Annotated in this window: 17 protein-coding genes; 6 read left to right on the forward strand and 11 right to left on the reverse strand. The window is 56.3% G+C overall.

Translation table 11 applies throughout. The features are described from left to right. The 4 genes from VPH40_RS24030 to VPH40_RS24045 form a co-directional block, all read left to right on the forward strand. Positions 1-310 (forward strand): DUF2345 domain-containing protein (locus VPH40_RS24030; protein ID WP_328574688.1); only part of this gene is annotated, 310 nt, incomplete at its 5' end. Between the two features lie 2 nt (positions 311-312). After that, a complete protein-coding gene (locus VPH40_RS24035) occupies positions 313-1,233 on the forward strand; it encodes a DUF4123 domain-containing protein (protein ID WP_328574689.1) in 921 nt (306 codons plus the stop codon). A 13-nt stretch (positions 1,234-1,246) separates the two neighbouring features. Further along, positions 1,247-1,909, forward strand: a complete 663-nt coding sequence (locus VPH40_RS24040) for a hypothetical protein (protein WP_328574690.1) — start codon at positions 1,247-1,249, stop codon at positions 1,907-1,909. 3 nt (positions 1,910-1,912) lie between these two features. Next, entirely contained in the window at positions 1,913-3,556 is a 1,644-nt protein-coding gene (locus tag VPH40_RS24045; RefSeq protein WP_328574691.1) for a T6SS phospholipase effector Tle1-like catalytic domain-containing protein, read from the forward strand. Positions 3,557-3,574: 18 nt separating this feature from the next. Here the strand turns inward: VPH40_RS24045 and VPH40_RS24050 are convergent, their stop codons facing one another. From VPH40_RS24050 to VPH40_RS24100, 11 genes are all read right to left on the reverse strand, one after another. Further along, positions 3,575-4,678, reverse strand: a complete 1,104-nt coding sequence (locus VPH40_RS24050; protein WP_328574692.1) for a hypothetical protein — start codon at positions 4,676-4,678, stop codon at positions 3,575-3,577. Next, positions 4,675-5,511: a PoNe immunity protein domain-containing protein gene (locus VPH40_RS24055; RefSeq protein ID WP_328574693.1), complete on the reverse strand. Its 837-nt coding sequence runs from the start codon at positions 5,509-5,511 to the stop codon at positions 4,675-4,677. The genes VPH40_RS24050 and VPH40_RS24055 overlap by 4 nt, the downstream gene beginning before the upstream one ends. A gap of 2 nt (positions 5,512-5,513) precedes the next feature. Continuing rightward, positions 5,514-6,431, reverse strand: a complete 918-nt coding sequence (locus VPH40_RS24060; protein ID WP_328574694.1) for a PoNe immunity protein domain-containing protein — start codon at positions 6,429-6,431, stop codon at positions 5,514-5,516. A gap of 1 nt (position 6,432) precedes the next feature. Continuing rightward, positions 6,433-7,314, reverse strand: a complete 882-nt coding sequence (locus VPH40_RS24065) for a PoNe immunity protein domain-containing protein (RefSeq protein WP_328574695.1) — start codon at positions 7,312-7,314, stop codon at positions 6,433-6,435. Further along, positions 7,311-8,387 carry a type VI immunity family protein gene (locus tag VPH40_RS24070; RefSeq protein WP_328574696.1) on the reverse strand — a complete coding sequence of 359 codons (1,077 nt, stop codon included), beginning with the start codon at positions 8,385-8,387 and terminating at the stop codon, positions 7,311-7,313. The genes VPH40_RS24065 and VPH40_RS24070 overlap by 4 nt, the downstream gene beginning before the upstream one ends. 233 nt (positions 8,388-8,620) lie before the next feature. Continuing rightward, positions 8,621-9,727, reverse strand: a complete 1,107-nt coding sequence (locus VPH40_RS24075; RefSeq protein WP_328574697.1) for a PoNe immunity protein domain-containing protein — start codon at positions 9,725-9,727, stop codon at positions 8,621-8,623. Between the two features lie 27 nt (positions 9,728-9,754). Continuing rightward, positions 9,755-10,780, reverse strand: a complete 1,026-nt coding sequence (locus tag VPH40_RS24080; protein ID WP_328574698.1) for a PoNe immunity protein domain-containing protein — start codon at positions 10,778-10,780, stop codon at positions 9,755-9,757. 136 nt (positions 10,781-10,916) lie between these two features. Then, complete coding sequence (locus tag VPH40_RS24085) at positions 10,917-11,075, reverse strand: hypothetical protein (RefSeq protein ID WP_328574699.1); 159 nt, start codon at positions 11,073-11,075, stop codon at positions 10,917-10,919. A gap of 63 nt (positions 11,076-11,138) precedes the next feature. After that, complete coding sequence (locus VPH40_RS24090; protein WP_099664642.1) at positions 11,139-12,164, reverse strand: PoNe immunity protein domain-containing protein; 1,026 nt, start codon at positions 12,162-12,164, stop codon at positions 11,139-11,141. Positions 12,165-12,166: 2 nt separating this feature from the next. Then, positions 12,167-13,927, reverse strand: a complete 1,761-nt coding sequence (locus tag VPH40_RS24095; protein ID WP_328574700.1) for a hypothetical protein — start codon at positions 13,925-13,927, stop codon at positions 12,167-12,169. After that, positions 13,924-17,088 carry a type VI secretion system Vgr family protein gene (locus VPH40_RS24100; protein WP_328574701.1) on the reverse strand — a complete coding sequence of 1,055 codons (3,165 nt, stop codon included), beginning with the start codon at positions 17,086-17,088 and terminating at the stop codon, positions 13,924-13,926. Before VPH40_RS24100 ends, VPH40_RS24095 begins: the two co-directional genes overlap by 4 nt. Before the next feature lie 285 nt (positions 17,089-17,373). On the opposite strand from VPH40_RS24100, the gene VPH40_RS24105 reads away from it, so the two are divergent. Both VPH40_RS24105 and VPH40_RS24110 read left to right on the forward strand, forming a co-directional pair. Continuing rightward, positions 17,374-17,979: a hypothetical protein gene (locus tag VPH40_RS24105; protein ID WP_328574702.1), complete on the forward strand. Its 606-nt coding sequence runs from the start codon at positions 17,374-17,376 to the stop codon at positions 17,977-17,979. A gap of 133 nt (positions 17,980-18,112) precedes the next feature. Further along, on the forward strand, positions 18,113-18,811 hold the full coding sequence (locus tag VPH40_RS24110; protein ID WP_442906691.1) for a DUF2325 domain-containing protein: 699 nt from the start codon (positions 18,113-18,115) through the stop codon (positions 18,809-18,811). The last annotated feature ends 44 nt before the right edge of the window (positions 18,812-18,855 follow it).

Here is an 18,855-nt window from a genome sequence, read left to right on the forward strand (position 1 = left end):
GGCGCAGGCCGACGTGCTCAACGTGCAGGCGCGCGAGGAAGTCAACATCGTCAGCGCCGCCGCGCACATCGACTGGGCGGCGGCGAAAAGCATCCGCCTGTCGACGGCGGGCGGGGCGAACATCACGATCGAGGGCGGCAACATCACCGTGCAGTGTCCCGGCAAGATCACGGTGCATGCCGGCAAGAAGAGTTTTACGGGGCCATCCCGTGCAAGCTACCCGCTGCCGGTCATGCCTCGCAGTATTTGCAAGGAATGTCTGTTAAATGCGGCCAGGAGCGGCTCGCCCTTTGCCGCGAAGGGGGAGTAAGCATGCGCGACGACGATGGCGGGGTCCCCGCCTGCGGTTTGCAGTTGCTTGCGCTGCTCGATAGCCATCCTGCCGACCAGGGTGTGACCCTGTACAGCTTGATTGATGGCGCCAAGTTTGATGGTTTGGCCCGTATCCGCTTGCCAAGCGATCACAGCGTTGAGTTGTATTCCTTGTTAGGTGAATTGGCCGAGCCAGACGCCCTGTACGCCGGCCCGATATTGTTGCGGCATATCAAGCGCGAGCAATGTCCCTTGCTCGCCCAATTGCTTTGCACTGCCGGCAGCGCCCATTTCATGTCGCTGATTGTTTCTGACCGGCCCCTGCCGCAAGTGCTGGAACGGCTGACGTGGCTGACCGAGGTGGAGCACGATGACGGTACGGAGTGGATCATGCGCTACTACGATCCGCTTATCCTGCCGCACTGGCTGGACGTATTGGAAACGGCGCAGCGCAAGGCTGCACTCGCGGAAATCACGGGCTGGTTGTACATGGACGTGCGTGGGGTGCCACAAATTGTACCTGGCGAGAAGGATGAGGAGTCTGTGCCCCTTGGAAGTGAACGAATGCTTTTGACACAACATCAATATGTCGAGCTGATGAATAGAACAGCGCCGTACATGCTGATGAAGCAAATGGAGAGCGATGATCCGCAGGCGCTCGACGGTTTGCCTCCGGATCAGCGCTATGACTTTTTCTTTCAACAGCTGGGCAGGGCGCAGGCATATGGACTCAGTTCGCCCACAGACTTGAAAAGCTACTGCATGTTGTCGCTCATGCTGGGCGCCGATTTTCATCTCTCCCCGCTCGCCGCCATCGCTTTGCAGGCCACGGGAACGGCGCAGTCATTCAGCGACCGGATATTGGCCTGGACTCCCCAGCAATGGGCTGCACTCGAAGAAATTTCCGCTTCCAGCATATGAATGCGATCCCGACATGAAAAAACTGACCTCTATCGTATTGTGCCTGGTTTTTTTGGCCGCTTGCAATTCCAAGGAAAAGGAAAATCGCTTGCAACAGGAATTAAGCGAGAAAACCTTCACTACCACCTCATATAACTACACGCCGTACGATATTTACTCCATCACCTTCAAGGGTATTTCACTGCCATTCAAGATCGATGAAGCTCCCAGCGGAGGTTCCATTTTTTTTCGCGATGCCAGCGAGGCGGAAATGGACAATGGTGAAAAAGTCCGTTTCAGTAGCGGAAATTGCTGTTTTATCTGGGACACTCCCGTGGATAAACCGCTGAGAGTGCGCGTGGTCTGGAGCGTGGTGTTCGATACTGCCTATCACAATGGAAAATCGAGTGTTGACTATGACGAACGCACTTCCAGGCTGAGTTCTCCCGGAAGCCGCTGGTGTCAGGCCACTGTGGACATCCTGCCCGCCAAAGGGCCAGATCGCCCAACCACCGTGCTCTTGCACTTTCTTGCCGATGGAACAGTCCAGGCACATTTGGGAACCTTCAAGACGCAGGCGCCACTTGCTGCCGAGCAAGTGAAACTGCATGCCACGCGCCTTCCCCAAGGCCAGTTCTGCAAGCAGGAAATCGAGAATCCTTTTTATGGCATACCTCGCACACCGCATAGGGAATAGACCATGAGTAAACCAACGATACGCCGGCTTAGCGACGTCACGAAGAGTGAAAGGCTTGCCCGAGGAATTTATCGCAAGGAATTGGAAAAATGTGCGAAGGAGTCGGATTGCCGAAAGCCCGTCTGGATCAGCTGTTTTTTTGACGGAACTGGAAATAATTTCAAAAAAGATGGAAATGGTTCGCTGGCTTCGTCGAATGTAAAGTACAGCAATATTGCGAAACTGGGAAAGTTTGCGCATACGGCCGAAGATGAAAAAAACAAGACCTACGCGATATATACGCCAGGCGTCGGCACGCCGTTTCCGGAAATTCAAGACAGCGGTGATGGAATCGATGGGGCACTCGGCATGGCATCGGCTGCAAAAGGTCAGGCCCGGATCAGCTGGATGCTGAAGGAGTTGAAGGTGCGGGTGGACAAGCACATGCCGCATGTAAATCAAATCAATGTTGCCGTGTTTGGTTTCAGTCGGGGGGCGGCCCAGGCGCGGGCCTTTGTGCGTCAGTTGGCTGGACAGTGTTATCAGCAGGGAGATGGATTGATCTGGATCAAAAGTGGCGGATTTATTCAGCCGCGTCTGGTGATTTACTTCCTCGGCATTTTTGATACCGTGGCCTCGGTGGGGTTTGGCGGTAGCCGCCTTGAGTCGAATCTCAAATATCACCTGGGACCTGTCTGGGGCGGCGTGATGTATCTGGCAGACGAGGGCGGCCATGCGGAATGGGCCTCCGATCTGCGTATTCCACCGTATGTGCGCTTTTGCGAGCATTATGTCGCAGCGCATGAAGTGCGCGAGAAATTTCCATCAGACTCTATCCGAATCGACCAGGCCACTGACTCGAACTGTCGGGAAACTCTTTATCCCGGGGCACACTCCTACGTGGGCGGCGGTTATGACGACATGAATCAGGAGGGACGGTCAAACGAACTGGCGCGCATTCCGCTGTGCAATATGTATCTGTCGGCATATGCCGCCGGGGTGCCGTTCAAGTCACCCGAAGAGGTTCTTCAGGATTATGGCTCGTTGTTTAACATCAGCAGCGAATTGGAGGCATGCTTCGACGCTTACATGAAGCACGTCAGCGCGGACAAGCGGCTCGAGACGCAAGTCATCAGCCACATGAACAATTACTATCATTGGCGCTGGGGACGCACGGAACGCCAGCGCGCGGCGCGCAAAGAACGCGAAGCCATCATCGCAAAGGGGCAGTCCGTCATGTATGCCACGCCTGACAAGTACATGACCACGACGGACAGCGAATGGGAACGCGACGTTCAGAATATTGCAGAAAAGAAAACAGGCTTTTTTCGCAGTGCCACGGAACCGCTGGAGGACGCGATCTACGATGCCTGGAAAGGCAAGCTCCGAAAGTCGCTGTCGGTGGCCGAGCGGACTTTATTTGACAAATTCTTCGATCGCTATGTGCATGATTCTGTTGCGGGATTCAAGAATCAGATGAGTGACGCCAGTATCGGCTTTGTTGAAGCCAGTCGCTGGTCCCGAAACCGGCAGTATTTCATGGGAAAACGAGGTAAGAAATATCTGTATTGGCGATATGAGGGGTCAAAACCGGCCTCGGGCGGCGTAAAAGAGGCGATGCTGGTGCCGAAAGAAGCATCGACAGGTGGCGACACGGCGATAGCCTAGCAGAAACGGGCCTAACCGCTATCTGGTGCGGGCCGCCGCCCTGGCTTGCTTGTCGCACTCGCGCACGGCCGCTTTGCATGCGGAAAACGCTTCCAGATACGTCACGGCGGCCTGCCGCTCTTCGACCAGTTCCGCCACCCGCTGCGTGAGCTGCAACGGTGTCGTCGGGGGCAGGTTTTTCAGTTTCTTGCTGATATCTTTGAGAGAACGTTGCTGACGCGCCAGTTCCGCGGCCAGCACGGCCTTGCGCTCGGCAGCGGGCAGGGCCGGATACAGCCTGCCGTTGCCGGCCTTGACGCTGCCATCCGCCGTCATCGACTGCGATTCGTGCGGGTCGCGAAATTCCAGTGCCAGCTTGCCATCGGCTTGCACGACGACCAGCAGCTCCTCGGTGGCATTGCCGGCAGGCAACGGCAGCGTGCGCGTTTCCGGCTTACCGTCAGGCAACCAGCGGTACTCGATGGTCAGCTGTACCGGCTTGTGCGGCGTGGCCGGCAGGTAGAAACAGCAATGGGCGGCGCTGCTCATGTAAGGGTTCAGGGGATCGGTATCGACGGCATTGGCGGGATTGCCGGCATCGCTGACGCCGACCTGGATGGGACGGGCGCTGTAGTTCAGGGTGCTGACCGCTATCTTCGTTTCATCGGCCTCGGGCCAGTAATCGTGCTGGCCGCGCTCGCCACGTTCGGCATGGCCTGCCAGCAGCGGCCGGCGCTGCATGGACTTGATGCCGATGGCAAAGATATGACTCAGGTAGCCGGTATCCGAACGGCCGTCGCGCGAATAGCTGTCGCCGGGCGTGCGGTAGAGGTAGCCGATGTCTGCGATGGCCAGGGTGCGCACCTTCCTGTCCTGCGGAAATAGTGCTTCCTCCAGATAGCGGTCCCTGGCGCCCATCACCTTTCCAGAGAGCACGCCGGCCCACGCCCGTTCCCCTGCGAAGCGGGGAAAGACGTTGAATTCGCCGTTGATGAACGGTTCGATTTTCAGCACATCCTGCGTCATGCCCGTGACGGGATCGATGACGGAATAAATCCCAGGGAAGGGCGAGTCGGCGGCGTGCGACTGCGCGGGCATGGCGCAGAGGAGGCAGGCTGCGATCACGGCGGGTTTGTGGCTCATGCCGGCTCCGATCGCATACTGGGTGGCTGACGGTGGAATGCCACCAGGTCGGCGGGATAGAATTTGGCATCGCGGTAGCTGCTGTCGTCGATATCGAGCAGGCAAGTGATGGCCGCCGCTTCCCATGACCAGTAGCCTGAAAAGGAGGTGTCGCGCGCGTGGCTGTCATAGTAGGGTTCGCGGCGGCTGGCGTCATACCATTGCCTCAGGTAATCCTTCATCAGCGCCGGGCGCTGGTTTTTTTCTGCCGCAAATATCTTGAGCGTTTTGACGTAGGGCAAGTGGCGGGTACATTCCGGCCAGGTGGTATCCCTGTTATCGATGGAAAATGCCAGCAGGCGTTCGACCAGCCCATCTTTTTCGTGGTTGTTGAAATCGATGACTGGCGCCAGGCGGGGCAGCAAATTGCCCCAACCCAGGAGAATGCCAAGGCAGATCATGCGGTTGACCTGCTCGTAGCCATCACCGGGCAGGGCGAAGTGGGGAAATCCCTGTTCCGCAGCGCAGGCCTGCACGTCAAAAGCCCTGTCATAGTTGGCAAACTCTTCCCAGTATTCGAGTATCGTGGGATACAGCGCGCGCAGATCGGCTATCGTATGGCCCGCGCTGTAAGCCAGGCTGAGCAGGTCTATGCCATCCCAGGCCCGCTGGCGCGTGGCCGTCATGAAATTTTCTGGCGGGATATTTTGCAGTACTTCGGCAGGCTGTTGCAAGCCTGCCTCCACCATGTCGAAGCACTCGTCCAGACTGTCTTTGCTTTCAAGGTAAATCGCGTAGGACAGCAGCGGTTCCCTGCGCCTGGCCAAAAAAGTGTGTTCGTCCAGAGTCTGCATTCTTACTCCCGAAAATCCGTGTCACGGCAGGGCTGTTTACCTTCGACATGCCCGCCATCGCTTGCCTCATTCCTATCCATGCTGGTATAGCGAGCTTCTTTCGATAACTGTCGCGCATAGTCAACGAGGTCTTTTGGATAGACCAAATGGTCTATGTCGCTGTCATCGAGGTCAAAAACAAAAACCATTGCAGCTGCTTCAAATGCCCAATAACCATAATATGGAGCGTAGCCTTCATCGCTGATTCTGAGATGGCCGTTGTACCAGCGAGGATGGTCCTTCATCGCCGGGTACCATTGTTTTAAATACTTCTTGAGTAAATTTCGTGCCGAATTTTCATCATCTTCATACACTGTCTGCAGCAAGACATCGTACGGTTTGCCCAGTACGCAAGTGTCGATCATGATCGCATCCTCCACATAGGCGCTAATCAGTTCCTCGAACAAGCCATCCTGTCCACGGTGGCTGCTAAGTATGCGTATGATGCGACTGACCGAACGCTGGTCACGCAATAATATAGCGATACTCAGTAATTGCAGCGTATCTTCATAATCGGCAAGGTCGCCAAAATTTGGTGCTGCCCGATATCTATATGGGCCATATTCAGGATGTTTCGATAATATTTCCTTCTGATGTACTTGATCGACTTCATTCCACTCCGCAAACTTGTCCACGATGCCAGACAGGCGTGGTGCGAGGTCCTCTATGGGCATGCCCGCAGTGTAATCGAGTAGCCAAATCCAGAAATTTTCAAGATACAGAAAATTGTAAGCCAGACTGAGATCTGCCGCGGATTCAGCCGATTCCTTATTCTTCTGTTGGACTTTTATCAGGGCAAGCGAATTTTCCAGGGTTTTTTCATACAGTTCCTGGTAAATGAATTGCTGGCGGCGGCGATCATCGAATGGTGGATTTTTCATTTTATTCGCCGCCTTCTCGTTTGGCCGATGGTTTCATCTCCACGCTGCTGTGGCGGCCTTCTTTCCGCAGCTGGCGCGCATAATCGACCAGGTCCTTGGGGTAGACCAGATGGTCGATCTGGCTGTCGTCCAGGTCAAGTAAAAAAACCGCCGCACCCGCTTCAAATGCCCAGTAACCGTAATAGGGAGCATACCCCTCGTCCCTGATTCTCAGATGCCCGTCGTACCAGCGGGGATGATCTTTCATGGCTGGATACCACTGTTTCAGGTATTTCTGGACCAGTTTGAGTGTCTCTCTCTCATTATTTTCATAGAAAACCTGAAGCAAAGTACCATAGGGCTTTTCGAGAATACACGAATCAAGATCTTGCTTATCCTCGACATATGCGCCAATCAATTGCTCAAATAATCCATCCTGGCCACGGTGGCTGCGTAACACATGGATGATGCGCAAGACCGAATGTTGATCGCGCAGTAATAGTGCAATACTGAGTAGTTGTAGCGTGTTCTCATAATGTGCAAGCGTGGAAAAGTCTGGTGCTCCCTTGTATTCGTACGGCCCATAATCCGGAAACTCAAGCGCCGCTTCCTGTTGACAGAATTGATCGACCTCATTCCATTCTTCAAACTTATCCACGATGCCAGCGATACGCGGCGCCAGTGCATCGATCGGTTCACCCGCTGTGTAATCCAGCATCCAGATCCAGAACGCTTCCAAATACAGAAACTGATGTACCACAGAGTTTTCCAGCGGTGATTCCACTATTTTTTTATTTGCAAGTCGGACTGCAATTAATGCGAGCAGATTTTCCCGCGTTTTATGATAAAGATCTTCGTAGAGAAATTTCTGCCGGCGCCGCATGTCGAACGGGGCGGCCATCATTGTTTGTCCGTCGTTTTTGCTTCTCGCTGGCGCAACTCGGCGCTGGGCCAGTCGCTGTCGGCGTCGAAGCGCCGCATCCAGCGTAGCGAGTCGGCGTCATTGAAGCGTTCGTTAGGGTCGCCGTCCCATTGGCCAAAGCCCAGCAGCGCCATGTGGTCGTTGCGGATCGGCTTGAGTAGTTTGTTGAGCAGCGCCGGCAATTCCGGCACGCCGTCCTCCACCGGGTAGAGGGCCGGTTCCTCGCCCAGTTCGATCCATAGGCCTGCGCCGAGCTCGTCGATCCGGATGTGCGGATGTTGCAGGCTGAGTTTTATCTGGTCGCGGCTGAGATCCAATTTTTCGCGCCACATATCCGACAGCAGGAAGCCCCAGGTTGGCGGGCGAATGCCGTCTGCCAGCGAGCCGCTCATGGGAAAAGGATAATCAATGTCCAAACCAAAAAATCGAGGTGCCAGAGAGCGTTCCCACACGGTCACTGCCGAGCGGGTGCCGAAAGCAATCGGATTGGCCATCGAAAAGCCGCTATAAACCTGATCAGGTTTTAGTTTTTCCATGGTTTCCAGAACAAACCGCCGCCATGCATTCTTGTTATCCTTCCACCATGACCAGCGATAGTAGAATTGAATGAATGAGTAATCCCTGTTTGACGGTTCTGAATTATCGTTCATATGATCCCGCATTTTCCAGAAATATCCAGCAGTGGAAGGCGACGAGTTATGTTTTTTCTGATCGGTAAAATTGAAAATGAAATAGTCTTCTTTTTTTGTTTTTCTTGCAAACTCACGCAGATCAGGTAAACGTTTCGATCCGTAAGGGTGCGGTCTCTCAGAACTCGGATGCGTTGCGATAATATATGGATTTCCTGTGATTTTATAAAATTCTTCATGGATATCAATCATGAGATTGGATATGTCAAGATGGCGTTTAGTATCATACAAGAAGTAAAATGTTATGAAAGGAGACACCCCCAGATCTTGATTACCATCGTCACAGGACATGTTTGGCCATTCTTTGAGGTCAGCAACCATTCCCTCTACATCTTCGGCAGTAAAAAAACGTTCCGTTGTGCTCATCTTTTCTCCTCTCACTGCATTGTTTCTTTACGCCTTCATAAAACGCCACACCGTCAAGCCATAGGCAGAATCCAGATTGCTCATGATCTCGCCCTGTTCAAATCGCCGGGTTGACGGAGGAACGTCCAGCGCTTGCCACTGGCCGGCCTGCGGGCAGACCTAGCCGGCTTCAGCGCGCAATTCCAAAGGCCCCTGCACTGGACCAGCCGCTGACTGTGCGAGATGGAATTTGGCTATTGTTCTTCACTCCAATGCCAGATGGTTTCACCGTATGCCGCATCGTCAAAAACAGGCATCGCTTGGCCTTGCGCGAAGTGGCTAAGGCTGTGTAACCTTGTTGGGGCTTCCCAGAAGCCAGTTTGGGGGCAGGGGTGACCACCTTCAACACGACCGGCCTTATTTATTAAGTCAGTATCCATGCTTGTGTAACGGTGTTCCGCGCGTAACTTGCGGCCATAATTGACCAAGTCTTTAGGGTAGACCAGATGATCGATAGCGCTGTCGTCCAGATCGAGAATAAAGACTGCAGCTCCGGCTTCAAATGCCCAATAGCCATAATAGCCGGCATAGCCCTCTTCGCTGATCCTAAGGTGCTCGTCGTGCCAGCGTGGATGATCCTTCATTGCCGGATACCACTGTTGTAAATATTGCTTGAGCAAGCTGAGTGTGGCAGTCTCATTTTCTTCATAAAAGACACCTAGCAAGGTGTCATAAGGAGCGCCAAGCACGCAGGTATCGCGCTCGACGACGTTGTCGACATAAGCACTGATCAATTGCTCGAACAGGCCATCTTGACCGCGATGGCTACGTAGTACGTGGATGATGCGTTGGACCGAACGCTGATCGCGTAGCAAGATGGCAATGCTCAGCAGTTGCAGTGTGTCTTCATAGTCGGAAAGTGTCGAGAAATCGGGCGCCCCCGAATATTTATATGGACCATATTCAGGCAGCTTCAGTGCACACTCCTGTTGATACTTTTGATCCACTTCGTTCCACTCTTCAAATTTGTCCACGATATCGGCGATTTGAGGCGCCAGTTGATCGAGGGCTATGCCAGCCGTGTAGTCAAGCATCCATATCCAGAGTAATTCCAGATACAGGAAATGATGAACGGAGGAGCTTTCGCCTATCGAATATGCATCCTTTTTGTTTTCTTCTCCTCCGCGGATCAAGGAAAGTTGATTTATCCGTGTTTTTTTATAAAGTTCTTCATAAAGAAATTGTTGCCGACGCCGTTCGTGAAAGACGTTATTTTTCATGGTGAAGTACCATTTTTCTTGTTTGGTGCAGATTTCTTCAAGATGTTGTCGGACATTACTTTCAACGTAAATGCCTAACATACTTGGCTGTGTGAGATGAAATATTGACTATTGTCCTTCACTCCAATGCCAGATGGTTTCGCCGTATGCCGCATCGTCAAAAACAGGCATCACCTGGCCTTGCGCGAAGTGGCTGCGGCTGTGTAACCTTGCTGAGGTTTCCCAGAAACCACTTTGGGGACACGGATTTCCCCCTTCAACACGGCGGACATTGTGCTGCTGTTTCGTATACAAGCTGGTGTAACGGTTTTCTTCGCGTAATTTTCGCCCGTAGTCTACAAGGTCTTTTGGATAGACCAGGTGATTGATGCCGCTGTCATCGAGATCGAGTAGATAGACTGTTGCGCCTGCTTCGAATGCCCAGTAACCATAATAACCGGAATAACCTTCCTCGTTGATATGCAAGTGTTCGTCATACCAGCGTGGATGATCCTTCATGGCTGGGTACCATAATTTCAAATAATTTTTCACAAGATTGAGCGTCGCACTTTCCTCTTCTTCATAAAATACCTGCAGCAGCGTGTCATAGGGTTTTCCAAGAAGGCAACTGTCTATATTTATTTCTTCTTCGACATATCCGCCAATTAATTGTTCGAATAAGCCATCTTGACCTCGGTGACTGCGTAGCACATTAATGATGCGCATGATCGATTTCTGGTCGCGCAGTAAAATGGCAATGCTAATTAGTTGAAGGGTATTTTCGTATTCAAAAAGATTGGAAAATTGCGGGGCGCCGACATATTCGTAAGGTCCAAATTCTGGAAATTCAAGTGCAGCATCCTGTTGAAACGATTGATATACATCATTCCATTTTTCAAATGCGTCGATAATAACGGCAAGGCGCGAGGCAAGTTCATGGATGGGGACGCCTGCGGTGTAGTCCAACATCCAGAGCCAAAATAGTTCAAGATGCAAGAACTGATAAATCGAATTTTCACTTTGCGTTGTACTGGCTACATTTTCATTATCATGTCCTACTTCAATGAGAAGAAGTTGATTTTCCCGTGTTCTATTGTAAAGTTCTTCATGGAGAAATTGCTGTCTGCGTCGGTGATGAAAGGGTAAATCTTCCATGGCTACTTGCTTTTTTCTTGGGTAAATTGTATTCGTGTCAAAGAAGGTACGCGCATGCTGAAACCGCAATGCATGATTGCCTTTTTCAGTCGAGCATCAGCTCGATGGTTTCGAACATCAGTACCGTCGCTGTTTTTTATGCGTTCAGGAAGCGCAACACCGTCAAGCCATAGGCGCAATCCAGATTGCGCATGATCTCGCCTTGTTCAAATCGCCGGGTTTGCGGCGGAATGTCCAGCGCTTGCCACTGTCCGGTCTGCGGGCAGGCCTCGCCGGCGTAGGCGTGCAATTCCAAAGGCTTATGCGCTGACGCAGCTCGGCGCTGGGCCAATCGCTGGCTGTGCGAGATGGAATTTGGCTATTGTTCTTCACTCCAATACCAGATGGTTTCACCGTATGCCGCATCGTCAAAAACAGGCATTATTTGGCCTTGCGCGAAGTGGCTGCGGCTGTGTAATTTTGCTGGGGTTTCCCAGAAGCCAGTTTGAGGGCAGGGCTGGCCGCCCTCGACGCGTCCCTTGCGCATCAGTGGTTCTGTTTCCTGACTGGTAAAGCGGCCTACTTCCCATAACTGTCGTGCATAATCGACCAGGTCTTTGGGGTAGACCAGATGGTCGATCTGGCTGTCGTCCAGGTCGAGTATAAAGACGGTCGCCCCTGCTTCGAATGCCCAGTAGCCGTAATAGGCGGCATAGCCTTCCTCGTTGATGTTGAGATGCTCATCGTACCAGCGCGGATGATTTCTCATAGCTGGGTACCACTGTTTCAGGTATTTTTGCAGCAGGACTAAGCTAGCTTTTTCATCTTCCTCATAGAATACTTGCAACAGGGTGTCGTAGGGTTTGCTGATAATGCAGGTGTCGAGGTCTTGACTGTCCTCGACATATGCGCCAATTAATTGCTCGAACAGCCCATCGTGGCCACGGTGGCTACGCAGTACGTGGATGATGCGTCGCACCGAACGCTGATCGCGTAGCAGGATGGCGATGCTGAGTAGTTGAAGCGTGTCTTCATAATCGGAAAGGATGGAAAACTGTGGCGCTCCCTCGTATTCGTATGGCCCGTATTCTGGAAAGTCAAGCGCCGCTTCCTGTTGATAAAGTTGATCGACTTCATTCCATTCTTCAAATTTATCCACGATGCCTGCAATGCGCGGCGCCAGTGCATCGATCGGCTCACCTGCCGTATAGTCGAGTATCCAGATCCATAGCGCTTCCAAATACAAAAACTGGTAAATGACAGTTTGACTTTGTGTTGATTCGGCCACTTTTTTGTTGGCAAGTTGACCTTTAATTAGTGAAAGTTGATTTTCTCGAGTTTTAGTGTAAAGCTCCTCATAAAGGAATTGTTGGCGACGGCGTTCATGGAATTCTGGGTTCTTCATTGTTATTTTCTCCGCTTTCTCTTTCCTGAAACTGCTTTGCTTGATTTATTCTTGTTCTCTTGCTGTTCTTGTTGATCGACTGGTTTTTTAGACGTTGCTTTTTCGAGGCTTCTACGTCCTTTGTCTATGCGATCAATTTCCATATAGTTGAATGTGTCGCTTATGCCATGAGTTTCTTTGTGTTTGTCATGTATTTTTATATTGTAATGATCACCTGACGCGAGTAATTCCAATGTCGCTGCAAGATGGTCGACAACTCCAGGTGCTGCTGCTAACTTGAGCTTGCCATGCGGGTGTGCCGCCGTCACAAACGGATTAGAGAGTGCGGTGCTTCCCAGTATTAGATATGTCCAGCGATTTTTTAAATTTTCAACGGATTGCATGGCACCGTTTTTGGTGCTGTTGGTAAGCCATTTTTTCCCCATCTGCGTGCCCTTTATACGTTCACCGAGCAAAGTCCATAACATCAGCTCTCTGTCGTTGAGGGATGCCGGGGGGCGTGGGATATTGCCACGTTCCACTTCCTTTTGCAGCCGCTGGAACAGTGTGTAGGCACTGCTACTGAATTTTGCTTCGATGAAATGGAAAGTGTCGCTATTTGTCTGCCAGATGGTATCCACACCATTTTGTAGCATTTTTTTTAAGTCTTCGGGTACAAGCTCTGTCGGGCGTTTGTGTGCGTTATCGGGACCGACAACGCGCGGGTAGTCAAAGCGCCATTTTCCATTGACGTTACCGTGCGGCCAGGCGGTGGCTTTTTTAAGCACGTGTTCCATATGATAATAATCTGCCATATGCTCGCCGATGAGTCCCTTTGGCCCGAATGGCACTTTGGACAGCAATTCGCGAATCGGCCGCGACGTATTCTTCACCGGTGCGGTGCCGCCGTCGCTGCTCTGGCGGTGCGAGTCGTCCACGGGTTTGTGTTCCTTGCCCTTGCCCGGCGAGTCCTGTTCTTTGGTTTTTGCTTTGGCATCCACGCCCTTGGTTTTTTTATCGGTGCTGATCGTGGGCGACTTGAACTGGGCGTTGGCGCTGTGCGGATGTGTGTTGCCGGGCTTGTGATTGTGCCTGGCTGCCGTATTGGCGCCGGTGCCGGCGGCGACGGCGATTTTTTTTGCCGCCCATAACGCGTCTTCGCCCAGCATGTCCTCGATCAAGTCCTGCAACGCCTTGGCGCCTTGCGCAATGCCGGCCTTGAGGGGGCCGCGCACCGCTTCGACTTGCGGCTTCATGTCGCGTGCCAAATGCTGCAAGTCCGACGGCAGCCACCAATGGCTGGTCGACAGGTAGCCGAGCAATTGCACGCAGTTGTCCAGCGCGCTCATGGCCGTGCTGATTGCCAGCTGGGTGTTTTGCGCCCACTGGAAGGTTTTCAGGAATTTGATCGCGGCGCCCTTGCTCTTGCCCAGCATGGCTTCGATCATGACATTGCCGCCAGCGGCCGCCGCGCCAACCTCCTTGCGGTACTTGCGCAAAGGCTTGATGATGGTCTTGAACAGGCTGCCGACTTCTGGAATGCAGCCGAACGCCGCCAGCGCCATGTCGACCCAGTCATCGCGGGTCGCGCGCGACACGCCTTTCCTGCCGACCCGGTAGATCATGCCCGAGACATCGCGCACATCCATCACTTGGTCAACCACGGGGATCAGGGAAATGGCGCCGCCGACGATCATGGCGGCCTTGCCCTGGTCATCCTCGAAGTCGCCCAGGATCAGGTCCTTGAAAAACTCTACAATCTCATCGACAAAGTTCTGGCTCATGGTTGGGGATCCGGTTTACTGCTTTTCCTGGCCGCTTCCAGCAATGCGGAAGCCTGTTTCAGCTGCTGCCTCGCTTGCTGCAGACGGGGTTCCGCTACCAATGGCGGCGCTACCCAGTCGCGCTGGTCCTCGCCATATTCAATGTGATATGCGCCGGGAGGAATGTTTTCGAGGCGGGCATGGCCCTTGTCGTTGAGCAATCCACTGAGTGAAGTACCATTGGCGAACGTGATTTTGTAGGGGGAGTTAATGACAGGTTCGAGATCGCCATAATGCAGGTTCAGTTCGACTGCCCGGCCCAGGTCGGCCGCATTCGGCATCGCCGGCAAGGTGGGCTGGCTGCTCGCCGGCCCCGTCAATTCCTTCATGCTGGCGTTGAAATCGATCTTGCCCGGTCCATGCAGCATGATGTTGCCGCCTTCGAGGCGGATGTACGCGCCCTGGGCCGTCATCAGGATGTGCTGCTTGGCCGCCGCCGTGACGCTCTTGGCGGTGCTGCTGACAGTGATGGCCTTGTCGGCCGTCAGCCGTGTCGCATCGGACTGGCTTTGACTGCTGACCTTGCCGCTGGCCGCATGCAGGCGGATGCCGGTTTCCTGGTTGGGCTTATCCTTGCTGCTGGTCTTGCCATAGGTGAACAGGCTGATGCCCTTGCCCAGCGCGTACAGGCTGTTGCCCTGCGCGGCAAAGTTGAGATCCGCGCCCGCCGCCAGACTGCCATTGCCGCCGGCGACCAGCACGGCGTTGGCCGGCGTGGTGGCGGCGATGCCGGACGGACTGGATAATTGCAGCTGCGGGTCGCCATACGCACTGGCCTGGCCTTCGCCGCCCGCCGCCTGCTGGCCCTTGCCCGCAGCGGCGGCGCCCTCGGCCGTCGCGCCCAGGACCTCGATGCTGTGCTGCATCTGGGCAAGGGCGGGGAGCTGGGCGGCTGGCGCAGGCGTCTCCGCCTGGTCCGGCGTGGCAGCGGAAGCTGGCGCGGCCACACCGGCTGTGGTCGGGTTGGGCATTTCGAGCGCGAAATGTTTTTGCGCCTGCTCAGCCAGCGAGGTCTGCAGTTGCAAGCTTTGCCTGAGCTGTTCCAGCGCTTCCTGCGCATCCATCTGGCTGCCGCCGGCATCGCGGCCATGCGCCGACAGCAGCATGCCCGCTCCCGCGCGCAGGGCGGCGCTGTGTTCTGTTTTCAGCTCGGCGCCAAAGCCGGACGGCGCCAGCCGCTGGTTGTCGCTCTGGTGGTGCAAATGGCCCAGGTTCAGTTCGGCCGTTCCCTGGTGAGGGCCGGCGTGGCGCTGCAAGGCGACGCGGCCCTGGCCCGGGCTGTCGTCGAACACCAGCTGGCTGTAGGCGCCGCCGCCGCCCTGGCTGGCCTGCATGGCTTGCGTCTTGATGCCGGACAAGGCCGCCGGGTGGGCATGGGCGCCGGCCTGGCCGGGAAACCAGGCCGGCGCGTTGCCCGTCGCCGCGCCCGTGCCCTGGCTGACCTGGTTGTTTTGCGCGTCGGCCTGGCCGCGGCCGTTGTACAGCGTGCCGATGACGACGGGGCGGTCGATATTGCCTTCCAGGAAATCGACGAGCACTTCCTGGCCCACGCGGGGCAGGGCGTTGCTGCCCCAGTTGGCGCCGGCGACGGGGGCCAGCGGCGTGGCGACCCTGACCCAGGTGCCGGCGCTATCGTCGCCGGGGGCGCCCGTGTGGCCGTCGGCGGCCGGATGCGCCAGCCGACTATGGCTTTGCGCCCCCCGCTGCCAGTGGAATTGCACCTTGACGCGGTGGTCGCGGTCCGTATGCAGCTGGACGCCGGCCGGGCCGACGACGATGGCGGTCTGCTGGCCCATGATGCTGGGGCGCGGATGCAGCAGCTGGCCGTGGTCATCGGCATGGCTGCTGCGGTAGGGGATCTTGCTGCGGATGGCGTCGATGCGGTTGCGGTAGGGCGGGCGTTCGCCGATGGTGTCGCCGACGGCATGCAGGCTGCCGGCCGCTTCGTCGCCGATCAGCGCGTCGAGCAAGCCCTTGCCGAAGCGCTGCAGCAGTCCGCCGCCGAGTTCCGCATCGAGGTTGTTATGCATCAAGTGCACCGTGCGGGTGACGAGGAAGGTCGCTGCGTCGCCCTCGCCCGCGGCGTCCGTTTGCGCCTGGCCGCTCAAGGTGAACGTGGTGCCGGGCGCCAGGGTGCGCACGGTGCCGGCGCCGGTAAACACTTCCCTGGCCGCCGTCAGGGCCTGTAATTGGCGCTCGGCAAGCCGTTGTCCGTGCTCGCGCGACGGGTAGGCATAGGCGCCGGGCGCGTCGCGGCTGACCAGCGCCATCGTCCCGTCCCTGGCGCCAGCGGCGCTGATGGGGCGCTGGCCCAGCGCGCGGTAATCCCAGCTCGACAGTTCGATGCCGTTGGTTTGCTGGCGCAGCTGCATGCGCCAGCGGTCCATCGTGTCTTGCGGCATGACGGCGCCTGGCTGGCTGTAGGCGATGCTGGACTGGGTGTTGGGCTTGAAGCTGCCGTTGTGGTCGGCGATGACGAGGGTATGGCTGCCCAGGCTGGCGCTGCCCGCATCGCCCGTGTGTTCCGCATAATAAAACAGCCCTTCCTCGCTCATCAGCCGTTCCGCAAAGGCCCAGTCGCTTTCCTGGTACTGGCTGCAGATGCTGCGTTTCGGATAGGCCGCGCGGTCGAGCAGGTCGAAGCGCCAGGCGGGCGCCAGCATGCCCTGGCCCTGGTAGCGGGCGAAGACGACTTCGAGGATGTCCGGTACCGCCAGGTCCTGGAAGACGCGGCTGTCGCGGCCGTGCGCCAGGAAGGCCGTCCACGGCTGCATGGTCAGGTTGTAGCGGGCAAAGCCGCCGTTCGCGCCCGCCAGTTCGACGGCGGTGATGTGGCCGTGGAACGGGCGCCAGTCCTCGGTGCCGGCGGCCGTGCGCAATTCCAGCAGGATGGGCTGGCCGATCAGCGACTTGAGGGGAATGGCTGCGTCGAGCGACAGGGCGGCGATGTTGAAGACATAGCCCAGTCCCAGGCCTTCCTCGCCGCGCACGCATTCGGCCAGCAGCTTGTCCGGGCCCAGGGGCGTGCTCAGCTTCAGCAGGCGCGTGGCCTGGCTGAAGCCGGCGGCGACGGGTGACGTAGCAGGTGACGGCGACGCGCTTGCTTGGACCGGTTCGGACATTGATTGGAACTCCGTGTGGAGAAATGAGCGTACTTGCATTTAATTCAATGACTTGCTTATAAGATTACACCTTAGAAATAGTGATTTAACAAGCGCGATTCAATTGAATCGTGCGGCAGGCCGGGTCGTGCGCGGGCCGTGCGGGCCGTTTTTTCCTCTTCTGCTAGAGTGCGGATCTTGCCAATTCCACCATTGCAAAAAATACTGCTAAATATTACTTAGAAGCAATAATATGGCGTGCCGTGCCTGGTTTTCGGCAGCCGTCCCCCGTGAACCGGAGCAAGAATGAATACAATGAAATGCGCGGCTGCCGCCGTGCTGTGTGCCAGCCTGTCGCCCCCCATGGCGGCGGCATCGCCCGTCGAACCACCGTTTCTCGATGTGCTCGTCCATCAGTACGCCAGTTGCGTCCAACCCGCCTATCACCAGGCCGAGCTGCGGGTACAGGACGGGACGGGGCGCTACCAGATCGACGTCAAGGGCGAGGCTTACACGGTCGAACTGCAGGAACGCATGGGCTTTTCGCTGCAGGCGGGCATTGACGGTCCCGTGGCAGCCGTCGTCAAGCTGGACCGGCCGCCAACGGGGCAGTTCGGGGAGCAGGCGCGCTGGCGCGAACGCTGGCTGCGCGATGTGGCCGAGCGCAGCGGCGTGGCGCTGGAAGAGCGGGCGCTGGCCGGTGGCGCGCGCCTGCTGATCGTGAACAAGGGCGAGATCAAGGGCAATTATGTGGGCCAGTCCCTGCTGATCGATCCGGCGCGGCTGCTGTTCATCGATGTGGCGTGGCCGAACACGCTGGGGATCTATCGTGGCCCCGACGGCTTGCGGCATGTGCGGCAGGTGCAGGACGACGTATGGCAGCGCCTGCTGTCTTGTCCGCCGGCTGTGTGACGCTGGCGGCCGCCGCATACCCCTACTGCGCGCACGCGCATAGACAAATAATAATGATTCTCATTTATAATTCGAATCCATGGGGGTGCGATGGGCTGGCGCCATGGCGCCACGGTCGGTGAAGGAGGGCATGATGGGCAGTGTGTATGGCAACGAAGACATGATCGCGCACGAGCATCGCGTGCTGATGGGGGAATATGGCCGCGCGCAGGCGCGCTGCAGTGCGCAACTGGCTGCGCAGGCGGCCCGCATCGCGCAGCTGGAGGCGGAATTGATGCGCGCGCGGGCGCAGGTCGTGATCCGCGATACCCGGCTGGCGCTGGCGCGCGATGAACTGGCCGAACTGGCGGCCAGCGTGCCGGGCTTGCCGACGCGCGCCCGGCTGGCCCGCCGGGTCGAGTGGCTCGGCGAACGGGTGCAGGACCTGATGCGCGAATTGCTGCGCCTGCAGTGGCTGCCCGCGCCTTCCGTCGTACCTTTGCCCGCCTTGCAGGCCGACGTGCGCGAAAAAGCCGTGCTATATGTAAGCAACTATTCAAGCCTGGAGCTTGGCCAGGACGCGGGTGGCGCCAACGTGGCGCAGCAAGCCATCGAGCAGGCCGGCGGGCGCTTCCTGCACCATGCCGGTGGCGACGATGGCGCCGACGATGCGGCGGCGCTGGAGGCGGGCCTGGTGGCGGCCGACCTGGTGATTTGCCAGACGGGCTGCGTCAGCCACGACGCCTACTGGCGCGTGCACGACCACTGCAAGCGCACGGGCAAGCAGTGCGTGCTGGTGGACCAGCCGCAAGCCATGCATTTCGTGCGCAAGGAAGCGCTGGCCGCTTCTTAACGCCCGCTTAATCCGCATCGGGCAGAATGGCCGTCCATTCGACG

This window comes from Janthinobacterium sp. P210005, assembly GCF_036231865.1.
GTDB classification, from domain to species: Bacteria; Pseudomonadota; Gammaproteobacteria; order Burkholderiales; family Burkholderiaceae_D; genus Janthinobacterium; species Janthinobacterium kumbetense.